Origin of the sequence: Halococcus sp. IIIV-5B, assembly GCF_003602035.1 — an archaeon.
In the GTDB taxonomy this organism is placed as follows: domain Archaea; phylum Halobacteriota; class Halobacteria; order Halobacteriales; family Halococcaceae; genus Halococcus; species Halococcus salsus.
Window position 1 is genome coordinate 21,329 of the sequence record NZ_QZWE01000002.1, and the last position, 14,917, is coordinate 36,245.

Annotated in this window: 14 protein-coding genes and 1 pseudogene; 11 read left to right on the top strand and 4 right to left on the bottom strand. The window is 57.9% G+C overall.

Translation table 11 applies throughout. The features are described from left to right. Window positions 1-593: 593 nt before the first annotated feature. On the bottom strand, window positions 594-2,156 hold the full coding sequence (locus D3261_RS02060) for an ABC transporter substrate-binding protein (RefSeq protein WP_158589323.1): 1,563 nt from the start codon (window positions 2,154-2,156) through the stop codon (window positions 594-596). Between the two features lie 201 nt (window positions 2,157-2,357). On the opposite strand from D3261_RS02060, the gene nikB reads away from it, so the two are divergent. The 4 genes and pseudogenes from nikB (at window position 2,358) to D3261_RS02080 (ending at window position 7,700) form a co-directional block, all read left to right on the top strand. Beyond that, window positions 2,358-3,308 carry a nickel ABC transporter permease gene (nikB, locus tag D3261_RS02065; RefSeq protein WP_120068308.1) on the top strand — a complete coding sequence of 317 codons (951 nt, stop codon included), beginning with the start codon at window positions 2,358-2,360 and terminating at the stop codon, window positions 3,306-3,308. Continuing rightward, on the top strand, window positions 3,305-4,210 hold the full coding sequence (nikC, locus tag D3261_RS02070; protein WP_120068311.1) for a nickel transporter permease: 906 nt from the start codon (window positions 3,305-3,307) through the stop codon (window positions 4,208-4,210). Before nikB ends, nikC begins: the two co-directional genes overlap by 4 nt. After that, window positions 4,207-6,207 carry an ABC transporter ATP-binding protein gene (locus D3261_RS20565; protein WP_120068313.1) on the top strand — a complete coding sequence of 667 codons (2,001 nt, stop codon included), beginning with the start codon at window positions 4,207-4,209 and terminating at the stop codon, window positions 6,205-6,207. The genes nikC and D3261_RS20565 overlap by 4 nt, the downstream gene beginning before the upstream one ends. Window positions 6,208-6,240: 33 nt before the next feature. Further along, window positions 6,241-7,700: pseudogene (locus tag D3261_RS02080) on the top strand (transposase). Window positions 7,701-8,037: 337 nt separating this feature from the next. Here the strand turns inward: D3261_RS02080 and D3261_RS02085 are convergent. Next, window positions 8,038-8,382 (bottom strand): hypothetical protein, encoded by a 345-nt coding sequence (locus D3261_RS02085; RefSeq protein ID WP_120068315.1) that lies wholly within the window; start codon window positions 8,380-8,382, stop codon window positions 8,038-8,040. Window positions 8,383-8,601: 219 nt separating this feature from the next. On the opposite strand from D3261_RS02085, the gene D3261_RS02090 reads away from it, so the two are divergent. Beyond that, entirely contained in the window at window positions 8,602-8,820 is a 219-nt protein-coding gene (locus tag D3261_RS02090; RefSeq protein WP_120068318.1) for a hypothetical protein, read from the top strand. A gap of 690 nt (window positions 8,821-9,510) precedes the next feature. Then, entirely contained in the window at window positions 9,511-9,861 is a 351-nt protein-coding gene (locus tag D3261_RS02100) for an undecaprenyl phosphate translocase family protein (RefSeq protein ID WP_233553821.1), read from the top strand. Window positions 9,862-9,872: 11 nt separating this feature from the next. Here D3261_RS02100 and D3261_RS02105 read toward each other — a convergent pair whose 3' ends face one another. Next, a complete protein-coding gene (locus D3261_RS02105; protein WP_120068320.1) occupies window positions 9,873-10,070 on the bottom strand; it encodes a hypothetical protein in 198 nt (65 codons plus the stop codon). 133 nt (window positions 10,071-10,203) lie between these two features. Between D3261_RS02105 and D3261_RS02110 the strand changes: the two genes are divergently transcribed. The 4 genes from D3261_RS02110 (at window position 10,204) to D3261_RS02120 (ending at window position 11,582) form a co-directional block, all read left to right on the top strand. Beyond that, window positions 10,204-10,416, top strand: coding sequence for a hypothetical protein (locus D3261_RS02110; protein ID WP_233553822.1), 213 nt, complete (start codon window positions 10,204-10,206; stop codon window positions 10,414-10,416). A 94-nt stretch (window positions 10,417-10,510) separates the two neighbouring features. Continuing rightward, entirely contained in the window at window positions 10,511-10,708 is a 198-nt protein-coding gene (locus D3261_RS19520) for a hypothetical protein (RefSeq protein WP_147464872.1), read from the top strand. Continuing rightward, on the top strand, window positions 10,693-10,998 hold the full coding sequence (locus D3261_RS02115) for a hypothetical protein (protein WP_120068323.1): 306 nt from the start codon (window positions 10,693-10,695) through the stop codon (window positions 10,996-10,998). Before D3261_RS19520 ends, D3261_RS02115 begins: the two co-directional genes overlap by 16 nt. A 308-nt stretch (window positions 10,999-11,306) precedes the next feature. Further along, window positions 11,307-11,582 carry a hypothetical protein gene (locus tag D3261_RS02120; RefSeq protein ID WP_120068326.1) on the top strand — a complete coding sequence of 92 codons (276 nt, stop codon included), beginning with the start codon at window positions 11,307-11,309 and terminating at the stop codon, window positions 11,580-11,582. Window positions 11,583-11,613: 31 nt separating this feature from the next. On the opposite strand, the gene D3261_RS02125 is transcribed toward D3261_RS02120, so the two are convergent. Further along, window positions 11,614-12,177, bottom strand: coding sequence for a GNAT family N-acetyltransferase (locus D3261_RS02125; protein ID WP_120068328.1), 564 nt, complete (start codon window positions 12,175-12,177; stop codon window positions 11,614-11,616). Window positions 12,178-12,439: 262 nt separating this feature from the next. Between D3261_RS02125 and D3261_RS02130 the strand changes: the two genes are divergently transcribed. Then, entirely contained in the window at window positions 12,440-14,131 is a 1,692-nt protein-coding gene (locus D3261_RS02130) for a transposase (RefSeq protein WP_199693881.1), read from the top strand. Window positions 14,132-14,917 lie beyond the last annotated feature (786 nt).

Sequence of the window (14,917 nt, forward strand, 5' to 3'; positions counted from 1 at the left end):
TTTGGGGACACTTGTCCGGAAGTTGAGACTGGAGTTCTCGATGCATAGAATAACTCGTGGGATGTCTCTGATCACTGATTCTGTTGGTTCTCAAATTCCTGCTCTCTGTGGGTAGACTCTTGACTATTGACAGGGGTAGTGCTCCAATAGGGTCGGTAGGGCCGATACTATATCATGTGAAGTAGAGTGATAGTCATTCGCTTGGGTTCGATCGACTATACATTACCAACCAGGATAACACCGAACCGAGCAGGTTTAATAACATATACTAACCTGTGCACCTGATTATTAGTAACACTTTTTATGCCGTAGGCTTTGAGTTAATATCGTAATGGCACACACCTGCTCGCGATGCGATGAAGAGTTCGGAGCCGCAGCGGCACTTGACCAGCACGTCGCACTTCACCACAACGTCTGTGGTCTGTGTGACGACGAATTCGACGACGTTGGCGGTCTTCAGGAACACACTCACGCAGCACACTGAATCGGACTTGTCAGAACTGATCTTTCTGAGAAAGCTACTCGGTAGCGCCGCCTTCGGATCCAATTGTTTTACGCAAGTGATTGCGCGAAATCCTCAATAGGTCGGCGCGTCAGTCGCCGCCGTCGCGGATCCGTTCGAGACCGATATCGAAGGTGATCGGGTTCGGGTCGTAGCTCTCGAACGACGACCGGACGGCGTTGACGTTCGTCTGGCGTGTGAGGAAGCCGAGGGGAACGTCCTTCATCACGATTCGCTGTATCCTGTCGTAGATCGTCGCCCGCTTCGAGCGGTCGAACGTTTTCCGGCCCTCGCTCAACAGCTCGTCGACCCGTTGGTTCTTGTAGGGACTATCCAGCACGTTCTCCGTCGAGTGATAGTAGTTCGAGAGCACGTCGGGGTCGGGTGGACTGCCGTAGAACGTCCAGTAGCCGACGAACATATCGAAGTTTCCCTGCTGTTTCGCCGCGTCGAGCGCGCCCCACTCCGTCACGCGCACGTCGATGTCGAACCCGACGTTCCCGAGCTGGGACTGGAGCGCCGTCGCGATATCGGGCAGGCTCGGACGGTCGGTATACGCCCAGATCGTGAGTGCGAGGGGCTTTCCGTCCCGCCGGCGAACGCCGTCGTTCAGTGTCCATCCCGCGTCCTCGAGCAGCGATGCCGCACGTTCGGGGTCGTGTCGGTATGTCTTCACGTCGTCGTTCGTCCAGTCGACGACATCGGGGTCCCATGGTGTGTACGCGGGGCTACCGATCCCGTCGAGAACCGAATTCACGATCCCCTCCTGATTGGCTGCGTACAGTGCCGCCTGTCTCACTCGGCGGTCGGACAGCGGTCCCCGAGAGGTGTTGAACACGACGATACGGTTGGCAGTGGTTCTGTTCAGGCGTAGCCGTCGGTCCGTGGCGCTTCGGACGTTCGATGCCGTCGAGTTCGGCAGATTGGCCGCGAGGTCGAGTTCGCCGTTCTGGAGTTTCAGCCCTCTCGTCTGTGGGTCTTGGACCTGCTCGTAGACCGCCCGTTCGATCGTGGGAGCGGTCCCGTAGTACGACTCGTTCCGAGTCACTCTGAGCTCCGAATCCGGGTCCCACGAGTCGAACGCGAACGGACCCGTGGCGATCGGTGTGTCGATCGTCCCGTCGTCGGCCGCCGAATCCCGACCGAGGATCCCGGCGTACGGACGTGAGAGCTGACCCGGCAACGACGCCAGCGGCTCGGTCGTCGCTATCGAGACGGTTTCGTCGTCGACCGCCTCGACCCGCTCGACCGGAAGTCCCGACAGACGCGACCGATCCGTCTCGAACGCTCGCTGCAACGAGAAGACGACGTCGTCCGCCGTGAGGTTGTCGCCACCGTGGAGCGTCACGCCCTCTCGCAACGTGAGGGTCCACGTCCGGTCGTCGTCGGACCGCGAATATTCCTCGATCAGCCGTGGTTCGATCGCCGCGTCCCGGTTCACCTCGAACAGGGTTTCGAGGATCCCGATCTGTCGCAGTCGCCAGCCGGTGTCCACGGGGTCGAGCGTCGCCGGGAAGAACGGGACGCTGAACCGAAACGGGTCCGATCCGCCGCCTGACGTTTCTCCCCCACCCCCGAGACAGCCCGCGAGGCAAGTCAGTCCGCCGGCTGCGACCCCTTTCAACAGCGTCCGCCGTTCGGTCGTGTGCGCCACGAATAACAAAAATATGAATAGAGATAATAAGTGTTGCTAAATCAAAGCGTGGATTTGATAAAGATGGCCACCGGATCCCGTTTCGATGCCCACCCCTACTCACGTCCGTCGGCGTCCCAGCCCGTTCGCCGTCGCTGTCTCGACAGGGTCGCTCCGGCCGTGTGACCCGCCGCCCGAGAGGTTCGACGAGGTGGCAACTTCGTGGTAGCCAGGAACTATCTCTTCTACAGAGCGACGACGACGCTCGCGGTCGTCTTCGGTGTCTCGGTCCTCACGTTCGCGCTGGTGGCTCTCACACCGGGCGACCCGGCGACGACGATCCTCCGCCAGCGTCTCGGGCAGGTCCCGCCACACCACGTCGTCGCCGCGTTCCGAAGCCAGCACGGGCTGGACGACCCGTTCGTGCTCCAGTACGGCCGGTGGCTCCTCGGGGTGATTCACGGTGATCTCGGCACGTCGTACTACAGCGACCGGGCGGTGTCGAGCCTCCTCGTCGGTCACGCCCTCCCGACGGTCGTGCTCGCGGTCGCGGCGATGGCCGTCGCGCTGGTGGTGTCGATCCCGGCGGGCGTCCTGAGTGCGGTCCATCGCGGCGAGTGGATCGATTTCGCGAGCCGGTTCGGGGCGCTGGTCGGCGTCGCGATGCCGAACTTCTGGTTCGGCTACGTCCTCATCATCGTCTTTTCGTTGCAGCTGGGGCTGTTCCCGGTCGCCGGAACGGGTGGGGTCTCATATCTCGTGTTGCCCGCGCTCACTCTCGGGACCGGCCTCACCGCGATCATCACGCGTTTCGTTCGGACGGCGACGCTCGAAGAACTCGGTCGCCCCTCGATCGACATGGCTCGCTCGAAGGGCCTCGACGAGCGCATCGTCGTCTACAAACACGCGCTGCGGAACGCGCTCGTCCCCGTGGTCACCGTGGTCGGGCTGCAGTTCGGTTATCTCCTGAGTGGGGCGGTCGTCGTCGAGATCGTCTTTCAACGTCCGGGACTCGGTACGCTGCTCGTTGACGCCGTCTCCGCACGCGATTATCCCGTGGTCCAGGGTGTCATCCTCCTCATCAGTGTCTGCTTCGTCGTCCTCAACTTCCTCGTCGACCTCACGTATCGCCATCTCGACCCGCGTATCGGATCCCGGAGCGTGAACCCGTGACGGCGCTCGCGCGCTCCCGTGCGGTCGGGCGACGAACGAGACGGGCCGCCGGTCGCCTCTCGAAGCGCGTCCGGCGGAACCCGCTTTTGTACGCTGGCGGAACGGTCGTCCTCCTGCTCGGAGCCAGTGCCGTTTTTGGCCCGCTCCTCACCCCGTACGGGCCCGCCGAGCAGCACGTCTCGGCCCACCTCCAGCCGCCATCGGTGGCTCATCCACTTGGAACCGACCAGTTCGGTCGTGACGTACTGACCAGACTCGTCTACGGCGCGCGCGTGTCGCTCGGCATTGCCGTTGCGGTAACCACGATCCGACTCGGTGTCGGAACGGCCGTCGGATCGGTCGCCGGATATGCCGGGGGCCGGGTCGACGAAGGATTGATGCGGCTCGTCGACCTCCAACTTGCGTTTCCGGGGTTCGTGCTCGCGCTCGTCGTCGCCGGGGTTCTGGGACCGAGCCTCCGGAACGTCACGATCGCCCTCGCCGCCGTCGGCTGGGGGACCTACGCGCGTGTGGTTCGCGGAACCGTGCTCTCGGTCAAACATCGGCGGTACGTCGACGCCGCACGGCTCGTCGCCACTCCACGTCGTCGAGTGTTCCGGCGGCATCTTCTCCCGAGCGTCCTCGATCCGGTACTTGTTCTCGCGACGCTCAACCTCGGGACCGTCATCGTCGCCAGCGCTGGACTCTCGTTCGTCGGGCTTGGGGCACAGCCGCCGACGGCCGAGTGGGGGACGATGCTCAGTGAGGGCCGGGAGTACCTCCGAAGTGCGTGGTGGCTCGTCAACGCACCCGGTGGGGCGATCGTTCTCACCGTTCTTGGGTTCAATCTGCTCGGTGACGGCTTGCGCGACCGGCTCGACCCACACCAACAAACGCGGATCCAGCGGGCGGAGAACCGATGAGTCACCTCTCCGTCTCGGGGTTGCAGGTCCGGTTCGACGGTTCGGACGGGCCAGTCGACGCGGTCGACGATGCCTCGTTCGACGTCGAAGCCGGCCAGATCGTCGGTCTCGTCGGGGAGAGTGGGTCCGGAAAGTCCGTCACCGCTCGGTCGATCCTCGGCCTGCAATCGCCCGGTCGGATCACTGCCGGCCGTATCGACTACGACGGACGGGATCTGACGACGGTATCCGAGGCGACCCATCGGCACTATCGGGGGACGGAGATCGCGATGGTCCCCCAGGATCCGATGGGCGCTCTCGATCCCGCCTTTGACGTCGGGGACCAGATAGCCGAGTCGCTCCGCGTCCGCGACGACCCCGATAGCCAGTCGCTTCCCGAGTTCCTCGGGATACCGCCGTTCACGAACCGCTCGAACCAGCACCGTTACCGGGAGCAGGCCGTCGAACTGCTCCGACGAGTCGGCGTTTCCGACCCGAACGACCGGGTCGAGGCGTACCCTCACGAACTCTCCGGCGGGATGCGCCAGCGCGTGCTGCTCGCGATCGCGCTCGCGGGCGAGCCAACGCTGCTGATCGTCGACGAGCCGACGACCGGCTTGGACACGACGACGCAGGCGCGCATCCTTGACCTGCTTCGGACGGTGGTGGCCGAGACGAACACCGGACTCCTGCTCGTCACCCACGACGTCGGCGTCGTCGAGGAACTCTGCGACCGGACGGTCGTCATGTACGATGGAACGACGCTCGAAGCGGGACCGACGGCCGACGTCCTCGGTGGCCCGAAACACCCCTACACAGACGAACTCCTCTCACATCGCCTCGGAGAGACGAGTGGATCACCGAGGTCGGCTCGAACCCCGAGTACCACCGAACACTGGGTTCGATACACGGATATCGACGCGACCTGGAATTACACTCGACCGCCCTCGGTCCGCGCCGACGGTGCGGGCCTCGCGGAGCAGACTGTCCCCTCTTGGGAGACTGGCGGGGATCGGAGCGGTGCTCGCACGGCGACCACAACTGGCAACGACCCGGTCGTCGAGGCACGGAACCTCCAGAAGGTGTTCGACCTCGACGATTCGATACTCGGTCGGCTTCATGGCGACACTCGACGGATTAAAGCCGTCGACGGGGTCGATCTCTCCGTCCACGCCGGGGAGACGCTCGGCATCGTCGGGGAGAGCGGCAGCGGCAAGTCGACGGTCGTGGATATCCTCGCGGGCTTGTCGACGCCCACGACGGGCGACGTCCGGTTCGACGGGGAGTCCGTCGGGACCGTCGACGAGCGATCCGGTGAACAGCTCGCCGACGTCGGGGTCGTCTTTCAACATCCCGAGGGGAGCATCAATCCCCACCGAACCGTCCGCGAGGTGGTCACCGAACCGCTCGCCGAGAACGGATGGACGCCGGACGAACGCGACGAGCGGCTCGAAGAGCTATTACAACAGGTTGGTCTTCCCGCTGCGTACGCCGCCCGGTATCCCCAAGAGCTCTCCGGCGGCCAGCTCCAGCGTGTCGCCATCGCCCGTGCGATCGTGTTAGCGCCGCGAGTGGTGATACTGGACGAGCCGACGGTCGGTTTGGACCTATCCAGTCGGGCGCGATTGTTGGATCTACTATGTAGTATCCAGCGACAACACGGCCTTACGTACGTGGTCGTTTCGCACGACTTGAACGTGATCCGAACGCTCGCAGACCGGGTTCTCGTCATGTATCTCGGCCGCGTCGTGGAGCGTGGGCCCACGGCGACGCTGTTCGACCGACCGAGTCACCCCTACACGGCGGCGCTGGTCGCGGCAGCCCCGCCGATAGCCGACGACTTCTCGCTCGACGGCGACGTTCCCAGTGCCGTCGATCCGCCCCGTGGTTGTGCGTTTCACACCCGGTGTCCGATGGCCGAACCGGAGTGTGCGGCGAACGCCCCGGAGCCGACCGTCGTCGGGCGGGCGGAATCACGATGTCACTTCGCCGAGACCGTCGCCGACCGGAACGAGTAGTTCGATACTGACGACGTTCTCGGTGTCGACGCGGTGGCCGGTAGACACACGCCCTCCGGCTACGTTCCTGGTCATCGGCGTACGAGACCATCGTACCGGAATTTTCTGTTGAAAGAACGCCACGGCTGGGAGCACGAAAGCGCGCTCGTCGAATACCTCGACCAACGTTCGTCGGTTCGAAAGCACCCTGGCTTCGAGATCACACCTTATCGGTCGACCCTGTGGCGAACGTGGCATCGACGTTTTGCACCCGAGCTCAGAGAAACGCTCAAAACAGTGAGGAGTACTATTTTGAGACAAGTGGACAAGGCTAACGTTCCTTTACCCCGCCAGCCACCGGAACGGTCGTCTCCAAGAGAGCATCCAACGGTGAAGCACCTACTCAGCAGGAGATACTCGATCGTGCTGAAGACATTGCAGAGCAGGTGAGCGAAATTGTTCACCCAGCGTTCTCGTTGAATCGTGGTGAGGGCTCTAAGATACATCAGAATGCGTTCTGGGAGCTCCAGACTTACCTCGGTCTGCACGAGAGCCTCGCGGCTAACGAGGGCGCACGGAGCTTTCTCTACGAATCCAATCGAGAGCGGACACCACTGGGACACAATCATCGAGCACACCTACGCGACCTCTCTATCGGTGAAATTCGCGAGATGTACCGAGAGGCTATCGGGCGAATCCTTGATCGACTCGGTGAGACGGATGTGTTTCATCGCGCCGGGCTGGTCGCTATCGACATCACCGAAGGAGACCCGTTCACTGGCGATCGCGAGGGGTACGAAGACGAGATTATCGGGACGAAAGAGAAGAGCACCGAGTATGCCTATCAGTGGGCGACCGTGCAGTTGGTCGGGAACGCAGTTCCGTTGGTATTGGACGCCCGGCCGATCAAGAAGGGCGAGACTCGGAAGGAGATCGTTGAAGACCTACTCGATAGCGCTCAGAGCCTGCTCCACGTCGATGGAGTGCTGATGGATCGAGAGTTTGACAGTCAGCACTTACTCGAATCGATCTCCCAGCGGGGGTTGACGTACGTCGCTCCAAAGCGGATGTATACTAGCGAAAAAGCGCAGGCAAAGCGATTGCTCAGGCGTGGTCAAGACTACTACACTGCTGACCGGAGGCTTCACCTCGGCAAGAACGAGTGGCACGAAACCAAGTTCGTCTACAAGCGCAACCCAAACTCAAACCGAACGGATTACAGACAGTATGCAGTGTTCTTGACCAATGCTCCAGCCGGGGCAGTTCGCGAGTATTCGTATCGCTGGGAGATCGAGAGCGGGTACAAATCGATTAAGCGCTTCATGGCTGCGACCACCTCGAAGAATTTCGTGCTACGATTCTTCTACTTCGCGTTTGCCTGCCTGCTATACTCGATCTGGCGAGCGGTCGACCTCCTTGTCCAGGTAGCTCTGACCGACGAGTATGAGAACTCACCAATAGTGACGGCGCAGAACACGCTCACGCTGTTGCAGAAGCGGACAGGCGTTGGGTAGTCACCCAGTAGTCGGGTCGAAAGCCGCAGCCCCGAGCGACGGCTTTATTCAGCATGTCTCTCAGCCGTTTCTTTCTTCATATTCTCAGCACGAATCCGATCACAGACCTTGATTTGGTGGTAATCTCAGTCCACTATTCCTCTGATATCGTGCATCACAGCTGGCCTATACCTGCTGTAGTCTCATCTTCCAACCCATAGTGGAAGTTGAGACTAACGCTCTCAATGCATAGGACAACTCGTGGGGTCTCATCAAGCACTGGTTATGTAGATTTTCACATTCTACGTCCCTTGTAGGTAGCCTAGTGTCTTCCTACGGGGCAGTGTAAATGCACAATTCACAGGACTATTACTAAGCCTATTATGCTGTATACGGCGACCCCGATCAGGTAAAACCCAAGTTGAATTTTCCCAGGGAGAGCAAATCCATCCGGTTGGTACTGGGAGGGATTGGTGATGTTCTGAAACCCACTAACACCGCCTGCTTCAACCGTATCGAGAGCAGCGTCCGATGTACCAAACAATAGTGGTGTAATAACAAGCGCGCCAAGCAACATGAGAAGTGCAGCGAGTCCGAATGCGTAGCCGATCAACTGCCCACCAAAATACACCAACAGGACGGTGAGCCCGGCATACAAGACGGTATACTTTGCTCCAAGACTGAGGAGGATATTTCGATTCATCTCTCGTATCACTCACTACAACGGGCTATTAATCTTTGTCCTCAACTACTGCTTGAAAGACACACCGCACGATACCTGAAAGTCCACCGAGCGTAGTAAGCTACGAACACCTGAAAGTCAGGCAAGCGAAACGCGTACACCCAATTAAATCGCGGGGCAACTAGCGACCAGTGTAATGCTCAGCCAGAATTAATACGGAGCCACAGGAAAGTGTCAAGCATGGCTAACACCCAGCTGATCAGTCAATATGCGAAATTAGAGCGCTGGGTAGACCAGTTGTCCCACGCTCAGTACAGCATTGTGATGGGTGCGCTCTTTGCAACAGTCTGGACAATTATGGAAGCTACCCTTGGAAACCAACCCATCTGGATGGCACTCTTTTTCGGACTCTTCGGAGGCACCATTAACGGCGCACTAGCCTACTTTTGGAGGAAGTAGCAGGGTACCAGAGCTGAGACCTGAGTAAGCATAAGCCAAGAGCCCTCTCTCTGGCGAGATGAATCAGTCAATAAGCCGCAAGCGACGACCCACTTCGTAGAGATTTAGCGCATATCCCCAACCGAATGATTTTGGAGTCCGAATACGCTCATCATCCGGATTTCACCATCGACGCTTGAAACGCTCTACTGTTGGCCGACGCCAGTCATAGGGCAATCCTAGGAACTGGCCCTGAACGTCGTCTTGGTCACTCACAATACATCTCATCTACGAGTCAACTGTGCATAAGTTCACCACCAGAATATCAGCATGACTAAACGAAGATACAAGTGCGATAAACGGACAGGCTTTGTCATGGAATGGGCTAATTGGTTTAGTCAACGGAAAATGAGCATCTCACTTCTTTTGAGTTCTCTCTGCTTAGCTCTGGTCAGTCTAGATTCTCTTCATGTCCTCCTCACAGGGAATGCCTCCACATATATGACGTGGTAGTCAGTATTGGCCTCCTTACTGTGTTACTAATGGTGTTTGCGACAATAGCCTTAGAAACACGGCAGACAGCCACCAGCTAGCCCGTTTATACCATACATCACGTGAGCGACAGAGAATCGTCTGGGAACAGCCGCCCGCTCCCGGCGACTGCAGACAGGGCTGTTTGCTCCCGGTGGTCGAGGTGATTGTTGAGGCGGGGTGCTCGTACTGGTTTGCCGTTCCGACGTCGTCGATGTTGGTGGTTTCGAGGCTGTTTTGACTCCCGGTCGTGAGGTAGTCGTGTTTCTGACTGGTGGGTTGGTTGGGCTGTTTACCGTTGCTCGTGTGATTCGCCGATTGCTCGATAGCTATCGGGAAGCCACGCTAGCGTTTCTCGTTGCACTGGTAATCGGGGCACTCCGCGCACCGATTGCAGAACTCTCTGGCAACGAGACAGTAGCGTGGACACCCGAAACGATCGGTGTGTTCGCCGGACTGGCGCTCGCTAGTGGTCTATTGGTGCTCGTCCTCAACTGGTACGCAATCGACATCGACTTCGATCGACTGTAGCCACTCCTTGATTATCGAAGCCACCCGCTCGGGGCTTCACCGAGAAAGCCGGCGACGAGTACGACCAGGCCGACGATGAGTAGCGGGAAAGCAAGTGTTCGGAACAACTCCGGAACGGGTGATGAGGCGACGTAGAACGTACTGCCGGTGGTCATGAACGCCGCACCGAGAACCATCCACTTGAGGTCGCGAACTGCCTCGCTCTGCATGGATTTTGCCTCTCCCGCCCACCGGATATAGCTCTCGAAGCCTGTCGAGGCGTTCGTTCTGAGGGATAGATTCCATGCGTCGGTACGACAGTGGCCGATGATTTCAATAGCACCCCTAGCAGGAGAATAGTGTATGGCTACCCACTCTCGGAGGAGATCAGTCATCCAACCCGTTTTGACGTTTCTGAGCGTCGTCGTCCTGCTGTACTCGGTCCTAATCGCTGGCCAGTTGCTCGCGGGTGTGTTGATCGTCGTGTTCGTCTGGATGGTGTACTTCTTTTTCCGGCTCGTTCTCGCTGTCGAGCGGATCGCGTCGGCGCTCGAAGACATCTCGACAGCAGAATGAAGGAGACGAGCTCTCCAGCAGTGGCCAGCGTGGTCGTGCGGCGCTCATCATATCACCACCGGGATATATACTCCAGCGCAGAAAGTAGAATAGTATGGACGTCTGTGGACGCCCGTTCCGAAATCATGTGTTCAACGCCGCGTTCGCCACTGTACTCATGTTTATTGGGGCGAGTCTCGCCCAGCGGTCGCCCGTCTGGACCGTCCTGTTGGTCGGCGTACCACTGCTGTTCGTCTTTGAACTGCTTGGTGATGTTCTCGGCCGACGCATCAGGGTGTGGCGAGCGTCGTGAGTAACCGGATTGCTGGTATCCCGACGCTGTATCTGTATACCGGCTCGATCATCGTCTACGGAGCCGTGATTCTGCTCACCAATTTGCCTGCGATCAGGGCTGGGACCAGCGCCCTCGCACAACAGATCGCGATGGTCGCTGCGGCTGGAATGGTTGTTATCGGAATCTACGAAGTCATCACGAAAAGTCCCGAAGAGTACGATGTCGCTGGTCCTGTCGTTGGTTTGCTCGTCCTCGGGGCGAGCGGGCTACTCATTGCGACTCTCCTTGGGTTCCTCGGCGTGTGGTGAACGTCTGGAAAACCCAGAACAGTGGGCGCTCATAACACTCTTTTCGGGAGCATTCGGCATACTCCTGTATATTGAAAAGAGAAACGAGAGGTTGTAGCATTCTCCTGCAAGACATCCGCTTGTGTAAACGCCTTGTTGCACAAACTGAGTAACGCTACGTCTCTTTCTTGCGTTCTTCCGGCGGTTCGAGGCATTCGCCCTCCTCGATGATCCGCTCTGCCTTCTCAGACAGTTCTTCCACCGTTTTCTCGTCCATACACCTACCTACATCTTCCACTCATCTGAATCGTCCGCTGCTCCCCTCTCATATGACCCTCTCTGACGACGAATTTCGGGCGTGGGCCTACCGCAACGGTGGCGAAACCTGCAGGCGGCCGAACGACCCCGGAATCACCTACCACTTCCCTGATACCGATTCCGACGACCACGTTATCCGAATCACCGAAGATGCGTTCGAGGTTGTCACCGAGGGTCGATTCTTCTCCTCTCGATCACTCCACCAGCACGCCGACTCGTGGACTGACGAGAGCGACCGACTACACATCGACACCGGGGAGGCCTGTGAGGTTATCCACCCTCGGTAAATCGTTCTCGGTTGCACCCATTATATTGTAGTCATTTATTCAGTATCTTCTCAGGTTCGTTCCACTCGTCGATCAGGAGGCCATACCGCTCGACATTGACGTACTTTCCATCGGCGAACTGCGTTTCACGGGCAGTCCCCTCGTGGACGAAACCGAGACGTTCGCAGAGCGTCTTGGATGCCTCATTGGACGCCATTGTGGTCGCAGAGATGCGGTGCAATCGGAGGTCTCGGAATCCGTACTCAATGAGATATGCGCTGGCTTCGAGAGCGTATCCATTCCCCCACGCATTTGGATGGAACCAGACGCCGAAATTCGCGTACCCATCATCTTTGATAACGGGAGATAGTGATACTGTTCCGACTGGTTCACCTTCAAATTCGCCTTCGTTTGGGATGGCGAGTAGCGATGGGTCATCGTTCCCCCTCGACCATAACTCGTCCCGGTAGCGCTCTTCGTTGTATGGTGTTCTGAATACGCTGATATACCGACGTACTTGCGGATGGTTCACTCCTTCTTGGAGGAATCCGATATCTTCCTCTTCGGCGGGCTTGAGGTCGAGGCGGTCGCAATTGATAAACGTTGGTCGTGACATGTTTTCGGGTGATTGCTTGATTAACGAATGATACAGCAGAAGCCGTAGCTGGTACACCTCAGTTGAACGAAGTGATAGTCAGCCTAGAAGCAGGATAAAACGGTCATCGGTCAGTCCTATGTTCCGATGTAATCATAAATACAAAAAGTTTTTGTTCAATATTTGATGGCTCCCTCCTCATAGGTGCCTTCGGCGCGGGCAGCATACGAATGAACCGCATGCAAACAGAGGACTAACTGTCGGTCAAGAATGGTTTTTCTCAATGGGGGAGCGAAGAGAGAATACCACAGTCTCACTATCCCAGCGTGAAGTGTTTCGGGAGATCGCTACGACGTCATATCGAGATTGGCCTGCGTATAATGCAACGCCACTATACGACAGGAGTTCGCTCGGCGGGCTCGAAGAAGATGTCCGAACCGTCGCAAGCATTTGGTTCGAGCAGGATGCTCACGAGTCGGTCGAGGATTTCGTGTGCTACCTCCCGCTGGCGTACGTCCAGTTCGACGCTCACGACCGCTATACGGGGACGAGTCACTACGGAATGGAGCAACTGGTCCGGGCCTTTCTGCTGAAAGAACTCCACGGCTGGGAGCACGAAAGCGCGCTCGTCGAGTATCTCCACCAACAGCCGCAGTTTTGCAAGCATCTCGACTTCGAGAGTGTGCCTGACCAGTCGACGCTGTGGCGAACGTGGCACCGACGATTCGCGCCACCACTTAGAGAGACGATAGCAACGGCGGCGCGGACTATCCTCATACAGGCGGACAGGGAGGGCGTTCCTGTTCCCCGTGAACCGCCGGAGCGGTCGTCTCCACAGAACCAATGCAACAACGAAGCACCTACTCAGCAGGAAATACTCGGTCGTGCTGAAGAGATTGCAGAACAGGTGAGCGAGATCGTTCACCCTGCATTCTCTTTGAATCGCGGCGAGGGGTGTGAGATCCACCAGAATGCGTTCTGGGAGCTCCAGACCTACCTTGGGCTTCATGAGAACCTCGCAGCGAACGAAGGCGCACGCAGCTTTCCCTACGAGTCTAATCGAGAGCGAACACCGCTTGGGCATAACCATCGAGCGCGCCTACGTGACCTCTCCATCAGCAAGATTCGCGAGATGTACCGGGAGGCAGTAGGGCGAATCATCGACCGCCTGGGTGAGACAGATGTATTTCATCGGGCTGGGTTGGTCGCTATCGACATCACCGAGGAGGGCTCGTTCACTGGTGATCGAGAGGGCCACGAAGACGAGATCATCGGGACAAAAGAGAAGAATACCGAGTACGCTTACCAGTGGGCGACCGTCCAGTTGGTCGGGAACGCGGTTCCATTGGTCTTAGATGCTCGGCCAATCCGGAAAGGAGACACTCGGCAAGAGATCGTCGAGGATCTACTTGACAGTGCGACGGAGCTCGTTCACGTCGATGGAGTGCTGATGGATCGCGAGTTCGATAGTCAACACCTCTTAGAATCCATCTCCCACTGGGAGTTGACATACGTGGTTCCCAAGCGGATGTACACAAGCGAGAAAACTCAAGCGAAGCGCCTCCTCCAGCGCGGTCAAGACTACTATGCCGCCGATCGGAAGCTCCACCTCGGCAAGAACGAGTGGCACGAGACCACGTTCGTCTACAAACGTAATCCAAACTCGGATCGAGATGACTACGGCCAGTACGCGGTGTTCCTGACGAACGCCCCAGCCGGTGCCGTCCGTGAATACAGCTATCGCTGGGAAATCGAGAGTGGCTACAAGAGCATCAAGCGGTTCATGGCTGCGACTACCTCAAAGGACTTCATACTCCGGTTCTTCTACTTCGCATTCGCGTGCTTGCTGTATTCGATTTGGCGAGCAGTCGATCTGCTCGTTCAGGTTGATCTCACGAAGGAATACGAGCACTCACCGATAGTGACGGCCCAGAACACGCTCACGCTGTTGCAGAAGCGAACCGGAGTCGGATAGAGCCTGATGTTGGGCCGGAAGCAGCGAGCCTGAGCGACAGCTCTATCCAGTGCACCGCTCAGACGACATTCGAACCAGATTTCTAACACGAATTGGTGGCTAAGGCTGATTTGGCAGTGATCGGAATCGGCTATTCTTCCCAAATAACGCATCGTAGCCCCTCTATAGCCGCTGTAGTCTCAACTTCCAATGGCGCGCAGAAGTTGAGACTGGTGCTCTCAATGCATAGACCAACTCGTGGGATCTCTATGAACACTGGCTGATTTCGTCGCTTCTCAGACGCCGTTCCCTAGATCGCTGCAGAAGTGTGTGACTAATTCTATGACATTCTCGGCCCACAGAATAAAGTGAGAGGTTATCCTGCTAACGTGGTATGAGCGTTATACAGAGCGTGAGGGACGACATATTTGCTGAACCAAGTGGCCGGTCACTGAATTGGCTAACTGTAGGATGGGGACTGTTTGTCCTCGGAATTGTTCTGAGTGGAATTTCGGACTTCTCTATAGGATTTGCCTTGGTTGGTGCTGGATTTGTGTTTATGGGTGTAGCTGAATTGGTCCCGTCGGGTCGTAGATTTGCGGGATTGTTACGGATTTGCTCGATGACTGCATTTGGTATCTATGGAGTTCAGGTCTTGATTCGCATTCTGGGCTAACCCGATGATAAGGTAGCTCGTTTTAAAGCTGTACTTCGGTCTACTGTTGACTTCCTGTGAGGGTGTTATAGGACTCTTCACACGCCTCAGTGACATTCCGAGAAATGACACCTAAGAAGAACCCAAGTTCT

Coding starts and splice junctions, on each gene's coding strand:
- D3261_RS02085 (WP_120068315.1), bottom strand. CDS start 8,382: ATGAATCGAAATATCCTCCTCAGTCTTGGAGCAAAGTATACCGTCTTG.
- D3261_RS02125 (WP_120068328.1), bottom strand. CDS start 12,177: ATGTCACGACCAACGTTTATCAATTGCGACCGCCTCGACCTCAAGCCC.
- D3261_RS02110 (WP_233553822.1), top strand. CDS start 10,204: ATGGCTACCCACTCTCGGAGGAGATCAGTCATCCAACCCGTTTTGACG.
- D3261_RS19520 (WP_147464872.1), top strand. CDS start 10,511: ATGGACGTCTGTGGACGCCCGTTCCGAAATCATGTGTTCAACGCCGCG.
- D3261_RS20565 (WP_120068313.1), top strand. CDS start 4,207: ATGAGTCACCTCTCCGTCTCGGGGTTGCAGGTCCGGTTCGACGGTTCG.
- D3261_RS02090 (WP_120068318.1), top strand. CDS start 8,602: ATGGCTAACACCCAGCTGATCAGTCAATATGCGAAATTAGAGCGCTGG.
- D3261_RS02120 (WP_120068326.1), top strand. CDS start 11,307: ATGACCCTCTCTGACGACGAATTTCGGGCGTGGGCCTACCGCAACGGT.
- D3261_RS02130 (WP_199693881.1), top strand. CDS start 12,440: ATGGGGGAGCGAAGAGAGAATACCACAGTCTCACTATCCCAGCGTGAA.
- D3261_RS02105 (WP_120068320.1), bottom strand. CDS start 10,070: ATGCAGAGCGAGGCAGTTCGCGACCTCAAGTGGATGGTTCTCGGTGCG.